Origin of the sequence: Pseudomonas sp. B3(2017), assembly GCF_002113595.1 — a bacterium.
GTDB lineage: Bacteria > Pseudomonadota > Gammaproteobacteria > Pseudomonadales > Pseudomonadaceae > Aquipseudomonas > Aquipseudomonas ekonensis.
This window is the reverse complement of sequence record NZ_NEIU01000020.1, coordinates 91,784-107,613: the sequence shown is the minus strand read 5'-3', so window position 1 is coordinate 107,613 and position 15,830 is coordinate 91,784. Positions and strand designations below refer to the sequence as shown.

Here is a 15,830-nt window from a genome sequence, read left to right as displayed (position 1 = left end):
TTGCGGGTCGAGGTTGTTCATCAGCATGCGCAGCGGCGCTTCGGTCAGCCAGCTCTTGGCGGTCAGCTGGTTGCCGCGGGGGGCGCGGATTTCGACGTCACGAAAACGGGTTGGCTTGCTCACCGTGAATCCTCTTGAATCGGCAGTCGTGCCGTTTTGTTGTTGTGGATTGGAGTAAATACAAACATGTATATACAGGCTCAATCAAGCGAAATTTGACGACCTGTGCGTTACTTGTCGCTTAGGGTGAAAGGAATAGGCTAACGATGGAAAACGAGCGGCCGGACGGCCGCTCAAAAGGCTGGAACGTTACTTCAGGTTGCCGCTGAGGAACTGCTGCAGGCGCTCGCTCTTGGGGTTGCCCAGCACATCCTCGGGCGCGCCCTGCTCTTCCACCCGCCCTTGATGCAGGAACAGCACCTGGTTCGATACCTTGCGGGCGAAGCTCATTTCGTGGGTGACCATGATCATGGTGCGCCCCTCCTCGGCCAACCCCTGGATTACCTTGAGCACCTCGCCCACCAGTTCCGGGTCCAGCGCTGAGGTCGGCTCATCGAACAGCATGATCTCCGGTTCCATGCTCAGGGCCCGGGCGATGGCGACCCGCTGCTGCTGGCCGCCCGAGAGAAACGCCGGGTACTGATCCGCGACCCGCGCCGGCAGGCCGACCTTGTCCAGGTAGCGCCGGGCCCGCTCCTCGGCGTCCTTCTTGCTGACGCCCAGCACCCGGCGCGGGGCCAGGGTGATGTTCTCCAGCACCGTCATGTGGCTCCACAGGTTGAAGTGCTGGAACACCATCGCCAAACGCGTGCGCAGGCGTTGCAGTTCGTCGGCGTCGGCCACGCGCATGCCGTGCCGGTCGTGGACCATGCGGATCGGCTGGTTGTCCAGGCTCATGGCGCCGTCGTTGGGCGTTTCCAGGAAGTTGATGCAGCGCAGGAACGTGCTCTTGCCCGAGCCGCTGGCGCCGATCAGGCTGATCACGTCGCCGGTCTTGGCGCTCAGCGAAACGCCCTTCAGGACTTCGTGGTTGCCGTAGCTTTTGTGCAGGTTTTCAACGGTCAGTTTGTACATGGCAAACCTCCTGAATTAATGGGCCGGGCCAAGGAAGGACAACCAGCGCCGTTCCGCCAGGCGGAACAGGCTGACCAGCGAGAACGTGACGGCCAGGTAGATCGCGGCCGCGATGCCGAAGGACTGGAAGGTCAGGAACGTCGCCGAGTTGGCGTCCCGCGCGACCTTGAGGATGTCCGGCACGGTGGCGGTGAACGCCACGGTGGTCGAGTGCAGCATCAGGATCACTTCATTGCTGTAGTACGGCAGCGAGCGGCGCAGGGCCGACGGAATGATCAGGTAGACATACAGCTTCCAGCCGCGCAGGCCGTAGGCCTTGGCGGCCTCGACTTCGCCGTGGTTCATGCTGCGGATCGCCCCGGCGAAGATCTCCGTGGTGTAGGCGCAGGTGTTCAGGGCGAAAGCCAGGATGGTGCAGTTCATCGCGTCGCGAAAGAACGCGTCAAGCATCGGCTGGGCGCGTACCGCCGCGATGCTGTAGATCCCCGTGTAGCAGATCAACAACTGTATATACAGCGGCGTGCCGCGGAACAGGTAGGTGTAGAACTGCACCGGCCAACGCACCAGGGCATTGGACGAGACCCGGGCGATGGACAGCGGCACCGACAGCACGAAACCGATGAAGATCGAGGCGCTGAGCAGCCACAGGGTCATGGCCAGGCCGGTGATGTGGTAGCCGTCGTGGAACAGGAACGGTTTCCAGTATTCCTGAAGGAGCTCGATCATCGTACGGCCTCCCGGGTGCCGGCGGCGTAGAAGATCTCCAGCCGGCGCAAGACATAGTTGGAGACGGTGGTGACCAGCAGGTAGATCAGGGCCGCCAGCAGCAGGAAGAAGAACAGCTGATACGAACTCTTGCCCGCGTCCTGGGCCACCTTGACCAGGTCGGCCAGGCCGATGATCGACACCAGCGCCGTGGCCTTGAGGATGACCATCCAGTTGTTGCCGATGCCCGGCAGAGCGAAACGCATCATCTGCGGGAACACCACCAGGCGAAAGCGCTGCATGCGGGTCAGGCCATAGGCGGTGGCGGCTTCCATCTGCCCGCGGGGCACAGCGAGGATGGCGCCGCGGAAGGTTTCGGTGAAGTACGCCCCGTAGATGAAGCCCAGGGTGATCACACCGGCGCTGAACGGGTCGATCTCGATGTACTCCCAGCCCATCGCTTCGGTCAGGTTGGTCAGCCAGGTCTGCAGGCTGTAGAAGATCAGCAGCATCAGCACAAGGTCCGGCACGCCGCGGATCAGCGTGGTGTAGGCCTGCGCCGGCATGCGCAGCAGGGCCGTGCGCGACAGCTTGGCGCTGGCGCCGATCAGGCCCAGCAGCACGCTCACCAGCAGGCACAGAAAGGACAGTTTGACCGTCATCCAGGCGCCTTCCAGCAGCAACGGGCCGAAGCCTTTCAGGCTGAAGCCCGACAGCCCCAGCAGCTGCAGCAGTTCATCGAACATCGCGCACCTCCAGGGCAGAGGCGCCAGGCACGCAGGGGGCTTGAGGGCAGCGTTGCGGGAAAGGCAGTGGAGCAAGGATCAGAAATGTTTTTTTCATTGTTATTTCCTGAAGACCGACAAGGGCGCTTGCGGCGCACGGGTACTGTTCATGGAACGCAGATGAGGCGATGACACGCAGACACCCCGACCCGGGTCTCGAACCGATCCGTGTGTCGAGGTGTGCGGCCGACTCTAATGCACCTATATTTACTTGTACAGACAGGCTTAAGCATTTGGTCGGTTTGTTCGTCATCCTGTCGGGAACCGTGCAAGGCACCCTCCCCGACAGGCCCGATCGCGACCCGTCTGCCGTCGGATCAGCCGTTGTCGATATCGAAGTCGAAGTACTTCGCCCGGATCTTCTCGTAGGTGCCGTTGCGGCGGATCTCGGCCAGGGCGGCGTTGATGGCCTGCTTCAGCTCGGTGTCATCCTTGCGCAGGCCGATGGACGCGCCGACGCCCAGGGTCTGGGTGTCGTGCACCGCCTCGCCGGCGAAGCCGAAGTCATGGCCTCGATCGGTTTTGAGGAACCCCATGTCCGACTGCACCGTGTCTTGCAGCGCGGCATCCAGTCGCCCCGAGAGCAGGTCCTGATACACCAGGTCCTGATTCTGGTAGGACAACACGTCGACACCGTTCGGCGCCCAGTGGGCCTTGGCGTAGGCCTCCTGGGTCGAGCCCATCTCCACGCCGATGTGCTTGCCTTTGAGCGACTCGATCGCAGGCTTGATGTCCGAGCCTTTGCGGGCCACCAGGCTGGACGGGGTGTGGTAGATCTTGTCCGAGAAGTCGATCTGCTGAAGGCGCTTCTCGGTCACGCTCATCGACGACAGGATGCCGTCGAACTTTTTTGCCTTGAGCCCCGGGATCACGCTGTCCCAAGGGCTTTCGACCCACACGCACTTGGCCTTGAGCTGCTCGCAGATGGCGTTGCCGATGTCGATGTCGAAGCCCACCAGCGTGCCGTCGGGCGCCTTCGATTCGAACGGCGCATAGCTGGGATCGACGCCGAAGCGGATGACGGTCCAGTCTTTGGCGTGGACGCCGCCGGCAGCCAGGAACAGGACGAGCGAGAGGATGATTTTGTTCATGTCGGTCTCCGAGGACACATTCGTTCAAAGCGGGGCTTTGAGGTAAGGCCAGCCTGGGTAGTTGGACTCATTGTCAGAGGCTGGTCGGGGGAAGCATCAGGTCAGGGCTGCGCCAGAAACCGCTCGACCAGGCGCGCCCAATAGGCGGCCCCGACCGGCAGGTTGCTGTCGTTGAAGTCGTAACCGGGGTTGTGCACCATGCAGCCGTCCGCGCCGACGCCGTTGCCCAGGCGCAGGAAGCAGCCAGGACGGGCCTGGAGCATGTAGGCGAAGTCTTCGCTGCCCATCAGCAGGTCGGTGTGCGGCACGACCCGGTCGGTGCCGAGCAGCTCTTGCGCCACCTCAATCGCGAAGTCGGTTTCGCGGTCGCTGTTGATCACCACCGGATAGCCCATGCGGTAGTCGATCTCGACTTCGGCGCCGTAGCTGGCGGCCTGCTGCTGCACCAGTTCGGTGATGCGCGACTTGAGCAAGGCACGCACCTGGGCGCTGAACGAACGCACGCTCAACTCAAGCCGGGCGGTGCCGGGGATGACGTTGTTGGCGGTGCCGGCCTGCAATACGCCGACCGTCACCACCGCAGGTTGGGTGGGCTCGACGTTGCGCGCCACGACGGTCTGCAACGCCATCACGATGCTGGAGGCCACCACCACCGGATCCACCGTCAGATGGGGCCGCGCCGCATGGCCGCCGTTGCCCTTGACGGTGATGTAGACGTTGTCGCCCGCCGCCTGCAGCGGCCCGCGACGGAAAAGCATGGTGCCGGCCGGCGCGCCCGGATGGTTGTGCAGGCCGAACACCGCATCGCAGGGAAAACGCTCGAACAGGCCGTCCTTGATCATGCTCAGCGCGCCGCTGTCGATGCCGTGTTCCTCGGCCGGCTGGAAGTACAGGTGCACGGTGCCGGAGAAGTTGCGCGTCTGCGCCAGGTGACGGGCGGCGCCCAACAGCATGGTGGTGTGGCCGTCATGGCCGCAGGCGTGCATCTTGCCGTGATGCCGGCTGGCGTAGGGCAAGCCGGTCTGCTCCAGGATCGGCAAGGCGTCCATGTCGGCGCGGATGCCGATGCTGCGCGGGCCGTCGCCGACCTTCAGCGTACCGACCACGCCGGTTCTCCCGACGCCGGTGGTCACGGCGTAGCCCCACGCCTCCAGCTTCTTGGCCACCAGCCCGGCCGTCTCCAATTCCTCGTAGGCCAGCTCGGGGTGCTGATGCAGGTGATGGCGTATCGCACGCAGATCGTCGGTCGATTCGGCAAGGTCGGCGACCTCGCAATAACGTCGGGTAGTGTCCATATCGCTTGGCTTCTCTTTGTGATTCCCCCGTCTGACGGGGGTGTGAAGCCACAGTAGAGATTGCCGGGTGCGCTGAGAAGATGTAATTTTTTTGCCGATGATCAGCTTTATTTATCACCAGAAACCCGTGGAAGGCAGTGCCCGTGAAGATCAACCAACTCCAGGTGTTCGTGACCGTCGCCGAAGAAAAGAGCCTGCGCGCCGCCGCCCGCTGCCTGAACCTGACGCAGCCCGCCGTCACCCGCAGCGTGCAGGAACTGGAAAGCGACCTGGGCGTGGTCCTGATGACCCGCAACGTGCAGGGCATCACGCTGACCGAATGCGGCAAGGCGTTGCAGATCCGCGCGCACCAGATCCTTGAGGATGTGCGGCGGGCTCGGGAAGAGCTCGACCAGATCACCCACAACATGCGCGGCAAGGTCACGGTCAGCGCCACCTCCACCATCGCGCTGAGCCTGCTGCCCAAGGCCCTGGAGCAATTCCAGAAGACGGCCCCCGATGCCGAAATGACGTTCATGGAGGTCAAGTTCCCGCTCGCGGCCCAGCACCTGCGCGACGGCTCGCTGGATTTCGTGGTCTCCCACGAACTGCCCGACATGCTCGGGGACGACCTGATCAGCCTGCCGCTGTTCTCGACCGACTTCGTCGTGATGGCGCGGGCCGGGCACCCGTTGGCGAACGCGCGCCACCTGCGCGAACTGACCGACGCGCAATGGCTGAGCACGGTGCCGTCCGGCGGTTTCCAGCACAGCGTGATGGAGACCATGTTCGGCCACGCCGGGCTGCCCCTGCCCCGGCGCATCGTCCATTGCTCATCGTTCGCCATCGCGCTGGGCCTGGTCACCGGCACGGATTCCCTGGTGCTGTTCTCGCGGCTGCTGGCCGACAGCATCGCCAGCTTCGGGCTGCAGCGGATTCCGCTGGAGCAGAAACTGCCGGCGCTGGAGATGAGCATCATCCTGCGCAAGGGCACCCTGCTCACACCGGTGGCCCAGCGCTTCATGGAGTGTTTACGGGCGGTCGTCAAACACCGTTGAGGGCGGCCCCTCTTCAGGCCAAGCGCATCGACACCTCGATGTCATCGGCAAACGGCACCGAAACGTAACCGTTCTGCGGCGAACGCACGTGGGCCACGAACTCGGGGCAGTAATCGGTGTTGTCCGCCACCACCAGCGCGCCCGGCCGCAGGTGTTTCTCCACCAGGCCCAGCACGTCGCCGTACAGCGCCTTGGCGCCGTCGAGCAGCAGCAGGTCGACGGATCCGGGCAGCTTGCTCGCCAGCGTGACCAACGCATCGCCTTCGCGGATCTCCACCAGGTCGCTCACGCCGCCTTCCTCGAAGTGATGCCGCGCCAAAGCGATCTTCGACGGCTCGAATTCGCTGCCGATCAGCACACCGCCGCCGTTGTCCCGCAGGGCCGCCGCCAGGTGCAGGGTGGACAGCCCGAACGAGGTGCCGAACTCGACGATGGCTTTGGCCTTCGTGCTGCGGGCGAGCATGTACAGCAGCTTGCCGGTGTCGCGGGACACCGGCAGCCACAGGTCCTTGAGCATGGCGTAGAGCTGGCGGTACTCGGTCTTGCTGTGCATCAGGCGCTCGCGCTCATCGCGCGACACCGTCTCCAGCACCGGGCTGGTGGCGGTGCTGGCCTGGGTGTAGAGGCGTTCGATCAGGGGCGCCAATGGCGCAGAGGTCAGGGTCGTCATGATTGCTTTCCGTCGGTTGCTTTGTGTGGGTTCGGCGCTAGAGTTGCGAACCAAACGCGAGTGATTCGTCGCATTCAAATGATGCGAGCGATTCGCGCCCGCCGCTATTCGCGTTCTCCACCCACCGTTGGAGCTCTCATGACTAACCGCCAGACCGCCCGTATTTCCTCACGCAAACAGCCGCAGCAGGTGCGCTCCACTGAGCTTGTGGGCGCCATCCTGGAGGCGGCTGTTCAGGTTTTGGCCAAGGAAGGCGCCGCCCGCTTCACCACCGCACGGGTGGCGGAAAAGGCCGGCGTGAGCATCGGCTCGCTGTACCAGTACTTTCCCAACAAGGCGGCGATCCTGTTCCGCCTGCAGAGCGACGAGTGGCAGCAGACCACTCAGATGCTGCAGCGGATCCTGGAAAGCCAGGCGCAGCCGCCGCTGGAGCGCCTGCGCGCCTTGGTGCATGCGTTCATCCGTTCGGAATGCGAGGAAGCGCAGATGCGCGGCGCCCTGAACGACGCCGCCCCGCTCTACCGCGACGCCCCCGAGGCTCAGGAAGTGCGCGCGGCCGGCAAACGGATCTTCGACGCCTTCATGCTGGAGCTGCTGCCCGACGCCGCAGAGGACGTCCGCGCCCAGGCCTGCGACCTGATGCTCAGGACGTTGAGTTCGGTGGGCAAGGACTTTTCCGGCACCCCGCGCAGCGAGGCGGACATCAGCGTGTGCGCCGACGGCATGGCGGACATGTTTTGCGCTTATGTCGGGCTGCTCAGGGCGCCGGCCTGAGCGGCAGGGAGCCGAACACTGCCATTTCGGCATAGCCCTTGTAGCCATCGGTTATCGACCATCGCGCCGGCCATTAGAAACCAGACCGCCGGTGCGAACTGGCCGCCCAATCACCTTGCGCGCAAGGCCGCGGCGACTATGCTCCCCAATGCTGCGCTAATGGCCATTGGCCTTGAAGCGCATGGCCTCCGGTTCCGCTGTCCGGGCACCGCAACGCTGATTGGCAGAGAGCCCTACGCCTGACGACGCAAGCGCGTCCGTGCGGGCGTTCCCCAAGGAGGGAGTCATGCCCGCACCCGGACAGTACCTGTCTGCAGTGCCTGCCTACGAACCCCTCGGCGACCCTCCCCTTGAAGGCTCGCTCTGTCTCCCCTTTATCGCTGAAAACAGAGCAACCCCGCCGGCCGGCGCGCACCCGCGTCCGGCCGGCATCACCCACAGGAACGGAGGGAAACACCATGGCCGCCGTACGCCAGGATGTCGCAAAACTCGGCTCTGGATGGAACAAGGACTTGCTGAACTACGCCCTTGCGATGCAAGCGATGGACGAACTGCCCATCCAGGATCGCAACAGCTGGAAGTTCCTGGGCGCCATGCATGGCTTTCATCCCCAGTTATGGAGAAACGAGCACCTCATCAAAGCGAACGCCCCGATCCCGACGGATCTGACCAACAACACCTTCGGCAACCAGTGCCAGCACGGCAGCTGGTATTTCCTGTCCTGGCACCGGGCCTACCTGTACGCGTTCGAGTCCATCGTCGCCGCCAAAGTGAAACAGCTGACCGGCGACGACTGGGCGCTTCCCTACTGGAACTACCTCGACAGCAGCAACCCGAAAGCGCTGAACCTGCCGGACGCCTTCGTGGCCAAGACGCTGCCCAACGGCAAGCCCAACCCGCTGAGGAAGTACCCGCGCCGCAACGGGATCACGGCGATCCAGGCCAGCCCCTGGCTGAGCCTTGCCGCGATGGAGGAGAACGATTTCCTGGTGGGCAACGACGGATCCCTGGGGTTCGGCGGCGGGATCTCCGATGATTTCGTGCAGTTCGAGGCCATGACCGGCGACCTGGAAAGCAACCCGCACAACACCGTCCACGGTCTGGTCGGCGGCTACATGGGCAACGCCCTGCTGGCCGGGCTCGACCCGATATTCTGGCTGCACCACTGCAACATCGACCGACTCTGGGAAGCGTGGATGAACACGCCGGGCAAGACGATGGTGCGTGACCCACGCTGGCTCAACGGCCCGGCGAACCGCCGGTTCATCATGCCGGTGCCCGGCGATAACGCGCCGGGTGTGACGTTCAGCGGCAAAGACACCCTCAAGGGTGGCAAATATCACCGGACCTACGATGATCTGAGCATCGGCACAGGCGTGAAGCCAGGAGTCCAGGCAGTGGCACGGGTCAACATGGGTTCGCCCACAACACAGAAGGTCCAGCCGATCGGCGCCAACGCCGACGTCGTCAAGGTCGGCGGTGCGCCGGTGCAGACCCGCATCGACCTGGAACCGACCGCCACCGCCAAAGGCATGGCCACCATGGGCGCAACGGCCACAGGCCAGGAAGTGACCCGGCTCTACCTGGCGCTGGATTCCGTGCGCGGTTCGGCGCCGTCTCCGCTCCTGCATGTCTACGTCAACCTGCCGCCGGACGCCGACCCGGCGCAGCACCCCGAACGGCAGGCCGGCAGCCTGACGCTGTTCGGGCTCAACGTTGCCTCGCAGGACGACGGCCCCCATGCGGGTGGCGGCCTGGGCTACACGATCGACATCACGGACCTGGCCCAGCGGCTGACCGACGCCGGCGACTTCGACCCCCAACACCTGCGTGTGACGCTGGTCCCGGGAGAACAGGTCTCCGACGACGAGCCGATCACGGTCGAGCGCATCAGCGTCCTGAAGCGTAGCGGTGTCGTGACTTGAGGATCGGTCCCATGCGGGTCGGCTCGGTTCTGCGCAGTTTCACCTATGCCCCCTGGCCGCTGCTGCTGGCCACGTCGGGGCTCGGCCTGGCCCTTTGCGTCTACAGCGAGGCGACCCGCGAGGGCCCGGCGTTCTGCGCGGCCGTCAACGGGGTGTCGGTGCTCACGCGCTGGCCCGCGGCATTGCAGGCGGAGCTGGCGTTGAACCCGCTCCCGCGGGTTCTGCAGGAATGGTTCCTGATGCTGCTGGCCATGATGCCGCCCCTGCTGGCGATGCCGCTCATGCACGTGTGGCGCTCCAGCCTGCCGCGCAGACGGGTACGGGCGACGGTCGTTTTTCTGCTCGGCTACGGCGCGCTGTGGATGGCGGCAGGCCCTGTGCTGCTGGCCCTGGCGCTGTTGCTGCAGATCGCCGCGCTCAAGGGGGCATTGATCGTGTCGCTGCTGATCGCGTTGCTGTGGAGCATGAGCCCGTGGCACCGGGCGGCGCTCAACCGCAGCCACCGCCGACGGCGCATCGGCCTGTTCGGCTGGGCGGCCGACCGGGACTGCCTGGCCTTCGGCGTGACGCATGGCGCCGGGTGCATCGCGTCGTGCTGGGCGTGGATGCTGGTGCCGCTGGTCAGCGGCGCCTGGCACCTGCCAGTGATGCTGGCCGCTGGCGTCGTCCTGCTGGCCGAACGCCTGTCCCCGCCCGGCCCTGCGCGTTGGCGCTGGAACCCCGGTGCTTCATCCATCCACCTTTTCTCGCTTCTCATCAAGCGCAACACGGAGCGTTCCCATGGATAGGCGTGCGTGTCTGGCAATCGGCGTGAGCACCGTGGTGCCCGTCGACAATCTGGCCCTGAATTTCGCGTACCTGGACGGCGCCGTCTTCGCGGCCCGCTCCCTGGGCGAGTGGGCCCTGAGCGCGGGCTTCGGCGCCGCGAACGTCCGGGTCGTCGACGACGAACCGGTTGACGCAACCCCCAACCCGGTCACCCGCGAGCGGGTACAAAAAGCTGTCGACGAGCTGTTTCCCCCAGGCGCCGCAGTGGTGGACCAGCTGATCCTGGCCTATTGCGGCCATGGGCTGACCGACGCGAACTTCGACTCGGTGTCATGGCTGTTCAGCGATTCGCTGCGCCAGAAGTACCGGGTGGTGGCCAATGCTTTCTATGCCGAACTGCTGCTGCACGGCGTCCGGCGCATCACGCTCATCAGCGATGCCTGCCGCGAGGCGCCCCAGGGCCTGGACCTGATGCGCCTCGACGGCGTGCGCGGAATCGTCGTGCAGGGGACGCAGGTCGACAGCCCGAAATTCGACCGTCTGACGTCCTGCCAGGACGGGCAGCTCGGTTACATGGTCTTCGACCCTGCGGCAGCGGCGCCGGGCAAATGCGTGTTCTCCGGCGTCATAACGGACGCGCTGTGGGGGCTGGAGCCGACGGCCATCGAGAAAGGCGTGATCACCACGACCACGTTGGGCAAGTGCGTGCGCTCCAGAACCACCGAGCGCGCCAGCCAATACCACCTCAGGCTCAATCCGCAATGCCAGGTCGACGTCGAATCGGCGGTGCTCTACGACACCGCCGAACCGCTGCAGGTGCCCGGCGACCTTCAGCCCTGGCCCGCCGGAACCAATGCCGCGGCCCTGGGTGCCTCACCGGCCGCCGAAGCGCCGCAGTCCGCCGACCACATTCTGGAGCGCGTGCACACCGACCCGGCGTTCAGGGACCAAGTGCTCGGCGCGGATTTCGGCCTCAAGCGCTTCAACCTGACCGTCCCCGACAGCCAGGCCATGACCATTCCCGATGACAGCAAGGACTTGCTCCGCGACCTGGTGGAACTGCGCCAACCCGCCACCTGGGTGCTCGGCAAGAAGCAACAGGTCCGGGCACTGGTCGAGCGGATCGAGACCGAGGCGGCCGCCGGAGAGCTGCGCCAGCGCCTCGGGCAGATCGGGGATCCCGGCGGCGCCAACCTATACGCTTGGGGTAACCGAGTGAAGCTGTGGTACGCCCACCCGATCGAGTCCCAGGCCGCCGCTGCGCCGTTCAACAGTTTTCGCATCGACGGCGATGACCGGGGCCTGCCGGTGCTGGTGGAGGTGACGCCGGGGCAGTTCTCGCCGGTCGTTCCCTACCAGGGGCTGTTTGCCGTCATCGCCCCCAACGCCGAAGGCGACATTTTCCAGGCCTACGGAGAACAAGGCTTCGCCGAGCGTTACCAGGAAGCCCTCAAGGCCATCGACGACTTCGCCGCCGGACGGCTCAGGCCGGACAGCCTCGACCGGCTGGCCGCCGACCTGCGCCGGGACAAGCACGCCGATCCGATGCTCGGCGTCATCTGCGCCTACCTCTACCGCGCGACCGCCGACTTCGACAACATCCGGCGCATGGCGTGCTTCTACGCCAAACGAGGCCAGGCGGTGCCCTACGACATCGCGCTGCTGGGCGCCATGCCGGTGACGAAGGCGGCGGACGGCGCCCTCATCGTGCAGGTGCCTGCGGTCAAGGCGCGCCAGTCCCCGGACGGCGGACCCGCCCTCCCCAACTATGCCGCCCAGGCCACGGACGCCGTCACCGCCCGGATCGGCGGGCGATGCCCATGGCTCGGGCTCGGCTGGGACTATGTCCAGGATCCCCGTCCGGAATGGGCCGCGCTCGTCGAGGGCCTGGCCGAGCATGCCGCCGAAGTCCGCCGCAGCGGTTCGACCCTGCTGCCCAAGGCCTCCGCCGATAAGCTCGCGCAGACCTGGGGGCTGACGCCGCGCTGACCGACGAGGAAGGCTCAGCGCAACGCGGCATCCGCCGCCTGCCGGTGATGCTTGGCGCTCACCCGCTGCGCCCGGTAGATGCCGGCATGCCCGGAAAACAGGTACGCCGTCACGCAGCCGACCGCCGCCAACGGCCCGATGCCGGCGCCGAACAGTTCCATCGCCATCAGCGTCGTGGCGATGGGCGTGTTGGCGGCGCCGGCGAACACCGCCACGAAGCCGATGCCCGCCATCAGGGCGAACGGCATGCCCAGCAGCGGCCCCAGCACGTTGCCGAGGGTTGCGCCGATGTAGAACAGCGGCGTCACTTCGCCGCCCTTGAAGCCGCTGCCCAGCGAGGCGACGGTGAAGGCCAGCTTGCCCGCGAAATCGTAGGCCGACATCGGTTCCTGGAACGAGCGGACGATGCCGTCGAGGCCCAGGCCGATGTAGGGCTGAGCGTTCAGGCCCCACACCGCCAGCGCGATGACGGTGCCGCCCAGCAGCGGACGCAGCGGCGCGTAGGCGATCCGCCGTTTCATCAGCGCACCGAGCCGATGGGTGGCGCCGGCGAACAGCATGCCGACCAGACCGAACACCACGCCCGCGATCACGACGGCCATGACGCTGCCGACGCTGACCGGCACCAGGTCGCCGATGGCGTAAGGCGTGTGGTGCACGCCCCAGGCCAGGCAGACCCGGTCCGCCACCAGGCTGGCGGCGATGCAGGGAAACAGCGCGTCGTAGCGCAGGCGCCCGATGGCCAGCACCTCCAGGCCGAACACCGCCCCGGCCAGCGGCGTGCCGAACACCGACGAGAACCCGGCGGCGATGCCGGCCATCAGCAGCACGCGCCGGTCGACGCGATCCAGCTTGAACAGGTGCGTGAGCTGATCGGCCAGCGCCCCGCCCATCTGCACCGCCGTGCCTTCACGGCCCACCGAGGCGCCGAACAGGTGCGAAACCACCGTGCCGCCCAGCACCAGCGGCACCATGCGCAGGGGGATCATGCGTTGGGGATCGTGAATCTCGTCGATGATCAGGTTGTTGCCGGCGTCGACGGCCTTGCCGAACCGGTGATAGATCAGGCCCACCGCGAAACCCGCCAGCGGCAGCAGCCAGATGATCCAGGGATGGCCCTCGCGCCAAGCCGTGGCCTGATCAAGCGAAAGCAGGAAAAACGCCGACACGCTGCCGGCCAGCACCGCCACGGCAGAGGCGATGGCCAGCCACTTGGCCAGGTAAGGCAGCATCCGGAACGGTTCGAAACGATTGAGGATTGGCATGGGTCATGAGCTCGAAAGGATTCGGGCTGACCGACGGAGGGGAACGTGACGCGAACGCCTACAGCCCCGACGTTGGTCAGGTCTCTGTAGGCGTCATCAGCCGCGTGCGATGCGGCGGTTCAAGGAGGAACACCATCTCCTGCGGGCGATGCTAACCGGACCCAGGGGATGAGGCCACGGCTTTTTTGCGCCAGGGCGCCTCAGGTCTGCGGCCGTTCCTGCCACAAGCGCTTGGGCAGCACCGCCGGCGACGCATGGATGATCGACATCCGCACCACGTGGTTGAGCATCACGAAGGCCGGATCGAGCTTGAGCAGCAAGGCCGCCGCCGTCATCACCTCGACCCCGCCGGGCACCCAGGACATGAACAGCGCCAGGAACGGCCGCCCCGTCACCTGGCTGAACGCAGCGGCCACCAGCAGCGTGGCGCAGAACGTCAGGGTGGTGACCGCAAGGCCGGCGCGCACGTAACGCAGCACGTCCTTGAGGGTGATGTCCTTGAGGCGGATGCCGATCAGCCCGCCGAGCAGCACCAGAGCGACCACGGCCAGCGGATCCGGTACATGCAGCGCCGCCTGGGGGAACTCGACGTTGAACGCGGCGGTGTACAGCAGGCCGGTCAGCATGTACGGCGCCGGCATGTCCAGGCGTTCCAGCAGGTAGCCGGTGACGACGGCCGCGGATGCCGGCGCCAGCACCAAGAGGTAATCGTGCAGCGACCCGACCGTGGGCGCCGCGCCGCCGGGGTGCCCGCCGGCGATGAGCGTGACCACCAGCAGCAACGCCAGCAGACGGACGATGTGCACGAACGCAATGCGCCCGGAATCGGTTCCCTGCCCGCCCGTCACCGTCATGACCGCCGCCATGGCGCCGGGCACGGAGCCGAGCAGGCTTTCGACATGCCCCCATTTTTCCGCGCGCCGCAGCCAGTGGTAGCCGACCAGAATCTGCACGCTCATGCAGATGAGCAGACCGCCCAGGATGCTGACGTCGCCCAGTTCGCCGATCATCGAGACCGTGACGATGGAACCGACGCTGATCCCCAGCAGCAATTGCACGACGGCCACGAACGGATGCGGCATGCGCAGCGGCACGCCCAGCTTGCTCACGGCCGTGACGGTGCAGATCGCACCGATCAGCTCGCCGAGGGGCAGCCCGGTCAGGTGGCCGATCCAGGCCCCCAGCGCCGCCACCGGGATGGGCAACAGGCATTCGAACAGTGTTTTCATCAAGACTCCGGCGTATCGGTGGGCAAACGGGATTGAAGAGTGGCGTTGCCGGGCTTCCAGGACCGCTGGGCGATCAGCAGCGGCAACACTTGGAACAGCACGATCACGGCGGCGCATCCGGGCCAGCCCCAGCGCTCCCAGGCCGCGCCCGGCACAAAGGCTCCCAGGCTGCCGCCCAGGTAATAGCAGGTCAGGTACAGCCCCACGGCAGCGGCCTTGTTGTGCCGAGCATTGGCGGTGATGAAGGCATTGGCGGCGGCCTGGGCGAGGAACACCGCGGTGGAGCTCAACGCCAGGCCCGCCACGATCCAGCCCAACGACGGCGACAGGGTCAGGGCCGTGCCCGCCACCCCCAGGCACGCGGCCACTTTCACCAGATCGACCTGGGGCCGGCCCTTGCCCAACCGTCCCGCCAGCGGCACCACCACCAGCGCCAGCAGGAACACCGCATAGATCGATCCGAGCGCTGCGCTGCCCAGCGAAAACGGCGTCCTTCCCAGGTGCAGGCCGATGTAGGTGAACATCGCCGCTTGGGCGAACAGCACACAGAACCCCACCGCGCAGGCGCCCAGCAGCGGTGCGGAAAACAGGCTTGACCGGGCGGCCTGGACCGGCCGCTCCGGGGCTTTCGGGTTGGCGGGCAATAACAAGGCAATCGCCAGCCCGGTCAACAGGCTCAGGCCCGCCAACGAGGCCAGCCCCAGGCGCCAGTCGCCGACTTCCGTCAGCAGCCCGGTCAGGAAACGCCCGAGAAAGCCGCCCAGCACCGTGCCGGCGATGTACACGCTGGTGACCTCGGTGACGGCGCCGCCGCTCCAGCGCCCGCCGATGTAGGCGACGCTGGTGGCGAACACGAACGGAATCAGCAGCCCCTCGACCGAACGCCAGAACAGGAAAGCACCGAAACCGCCGGCCCACGCCGACATCGCCGCCGGCAGCGCCAGCAGCAGCGCGGCCACGACGATCACCTGCCGTTGCGGCCAACGGGCCGTCATCCGCCCTACAAAAGGGGCGCACACCGCCACGGCCAGGGTGGTGGCCGTGATGCTCCAGCTGGCCTGCCGGGCAGAGATCCGGAAAGCGGCCGACAGCTGATCGAGCAGCCCCTGGGTGGCGTACAGGTTGAGGAACGCCGCGCAACCGCAGAGGAACAAGGCGATTTTCGGGCAATGCAGGCGTGGCTTCATGGGAATGTTCGTCAGCGGACCGAACATTTTTATAAG

15 protein-coding genes and 1 riboswitch are annotated in these 15,830 nt (G+C 66.0%); of the genes, 5 read left to right on the top strand and 10 right to left on the bottom strand.

The annotated features are described in order from the left end of the window. The 6 genes from CAG33_RS28590 to CAG33_RS23985 form a co-directional block, all read right to left on the bottom strand. Positions 1-123: hypothetical protein (locus CAG33_RS28590; RefSeq protein ID WP_170930069.1), on the bottom strand; the 123-nt coding region annotated here is incomplete at its 3' end. 186 nt (positions 124-309) lie between these two features. Beyond that, entirely contained in the window at positions 310-1,074 is a 765-nt protein-coding gene (locus CAG33_RS24005) for an ABC transporter ATP-binding protein (protein ID WP_085583625.1), read from the bottom strand. 15 nt (positions 1,075-1,089) lie between these two features. Beyond that, positions 1,090-1,800, bottom strand: a complete 711-nt coding sequence (locus tag CAG33_RS24000) for an ABC transporter permease (protein ID WP_085583627.1) — start codon at positions 1,798-1,800, stop codon at positions 1,090-1,092. After that, complete coding sequence (locus tag CAG33_RS23995; RefSeq protein ID WP_085633518.1) at positions 1,797-2,525, bottom strand: ABC transporter permease; 729 nt, start codon at positions 2,523-2,525, stop codon at positions 1,797-1,799. Before CAG33_RS23995 ends, CAG33_RS24000 begins: the two co-directional genes overlap by 4 nt. Before the next feature lie 356 nt (positions 2,526-2,881). Then, a complete protein-coding gene (locus CAG33_RS23990; protein ID WP_085583631.1) occupies positions 2,882-3,655 on the bottom strand; it encodes an ABC transporter substrate-binding protein in 774 nt (257 codons plus the stop codon). Between the two features lie 101 nt (positions 3,656-3,756). Further along, positions 3,757-4,950 (bottom strand): M20 aminoacylase family protein, encoded by a 1,194-nt coding sequence (locus tag CAG33_RS23985; RefSeq protein ID WP_085583633.1) that lies wholly within the window; start codon positions 4,948-4,950, stop codon positions 3,757-3,759. A 143-nt stretch (positions 4,951-5,093) separates the two neighbouring features. Here CAG33_RS23985 and CAG33_RS23980 point away from each other — a divergent pair, with 143 nt between their 5' ends. Beyond that, positions 5,094-5,987 (top strand): LysR substrate-binding domain-containing protein, encoded by an 894-nt coding sequence (locus CAG33_RS23980; RefSeq protein ID WP_085633514.1) that lies wholly within the window; start codon positions 5,094-5,096, stop codon positions 5,985-5,987. 13 nt (positions 5,988-6,000) lie between these two features. Here CAG33_RS23980 and CAG33_RS23975 read toward each other — a convergent pair whose 3' ends face one another. Continuing rightward, positions 6,001-6,657: an O-methyltransferase gene (locus CAG33_RS23975; RefSeq protein WP_085640788.1), complete on the bottom strand. Its 657-nt coding sequence runs from the start codon at positions 6,655-6,657 to the stop codon at positions 6,001-6,003. Positions 6,658-6,795: 138 nt separating this feature from the next. Between CAG33_RS23975 and CAG33_RS23970 the strand changes: the two genes are divergently transcribed. The 4 genes from CAG33_RS23970 (at position 6,796) to CAG33_RS23955 (ending at position 12,113) form a co-directional block, all read left to right on the top strand. Then, on the top strand, positions 6,796-7,431 hold the full coding sequence (locus CAG33_RS23970) for a TetR family transcriptional regulator (protein ID WP_085583639.1): 636 nt from the start codon (positions 6,796-6,798) through the stop codon (positions 7,429-7,431). A gap of 458 nt (positions 7,432-7,889) precedes the next feature. After that, positions 7,890-9,356 carry a tyrosinase family protein gene (locus CAG33_RS23965; protein ID WP_085583641.1) on the top strand — a complete coding sequence of 489 codons (1,467 nt, stop codon included), beginning with the start codon at positions 7,890-7,892 and terminating at the stop codon, positions 9,354-9,356. 11 nt (positions 9,357-9,367) lie between these two features. Continuing rightward, a complete protein-coding gene (locus CAG33_RS23960; RefSeq protein ID WP_085583644.1) occupies positions 9,368-10,144 on the top strand; it encodes a DUF2182 domain-containing protein in 777 nt (258 codons plus the stop codon). Next, positions 10,137-12,113 carry a caspase family protein gene (locus CAG33_RS23955; protein ID WP_085633507.1) on the top strand — a complete coding sequence of 659 codons (1,977 nt, stop codon included), beginning with the start codon at positions 10,137-10,139 and terminating at the stop codon, positions 12,111-12,113. Before CAG33_RS23960 ends, CAG33_RS23955 begins: the two co-directional genes overlap by 8 nt. 14 nt (positions 12,114-12,127) lie before the next feature. On the opposite strand, the gene CAG33_RS23950 is transcribed toward CAG33_RS23955, so the two are convergent. The 3 genes from CAG33_RS23950 to CAG33_RS23940 all read right to left on the bottom strand — a co-directional run bounded on the left by CAG33_RS23950 (position 12,128) and on the right by CAG33_RS23940 (position 15,794). Then, positions 12,128-13,378, bottom strand: a complete 1,251-nt coding sequence (locus CAG33_RS23950; protein ID WP_085640785.1) for a voltage-gated chloride channel family protein — start codon at positions 13,376-13,378, stop codon at positions 12,128-12,130. An 80-nt stretch (positions 13,379-13,458) separates the two neighbouring features. Continuing rightward, positions 13,459-13,527: riboswitch (Fluoride riboswitch) on the bottom strand. A gap of 51 nt (positions 13,528-13,578) precedes the next feature. Next, on the bottom strand, positions 13,579-14,607 hold the full coding sequence (locus CAG33_RS23945; protein ID WP_085583650.1) for an AbrB family transcriptional regulator: 1,029 nt from the start codon (positions 14,605-14,607) through the stop codon (positions 13,579-13,581). Next, the gene (locus tag CAG33_RS23940; protein ID WP_085640794.1) at positions 14,607-15,794 is read right to left on the bottom strand and encodes an MFS transporter; all 1,188 of its coding nucleotides are present in this window, start codon (positions 15,792-15,794) and stop codon (positions 14,607-14,609) included. Before CAG33_RS23940 ends, CAG33_RS23945 begins: the two co-directional genes overlap by 1 nt. Between the last annotated feature and the right edge of the window lie 36 nt (positions 15,795-15,830).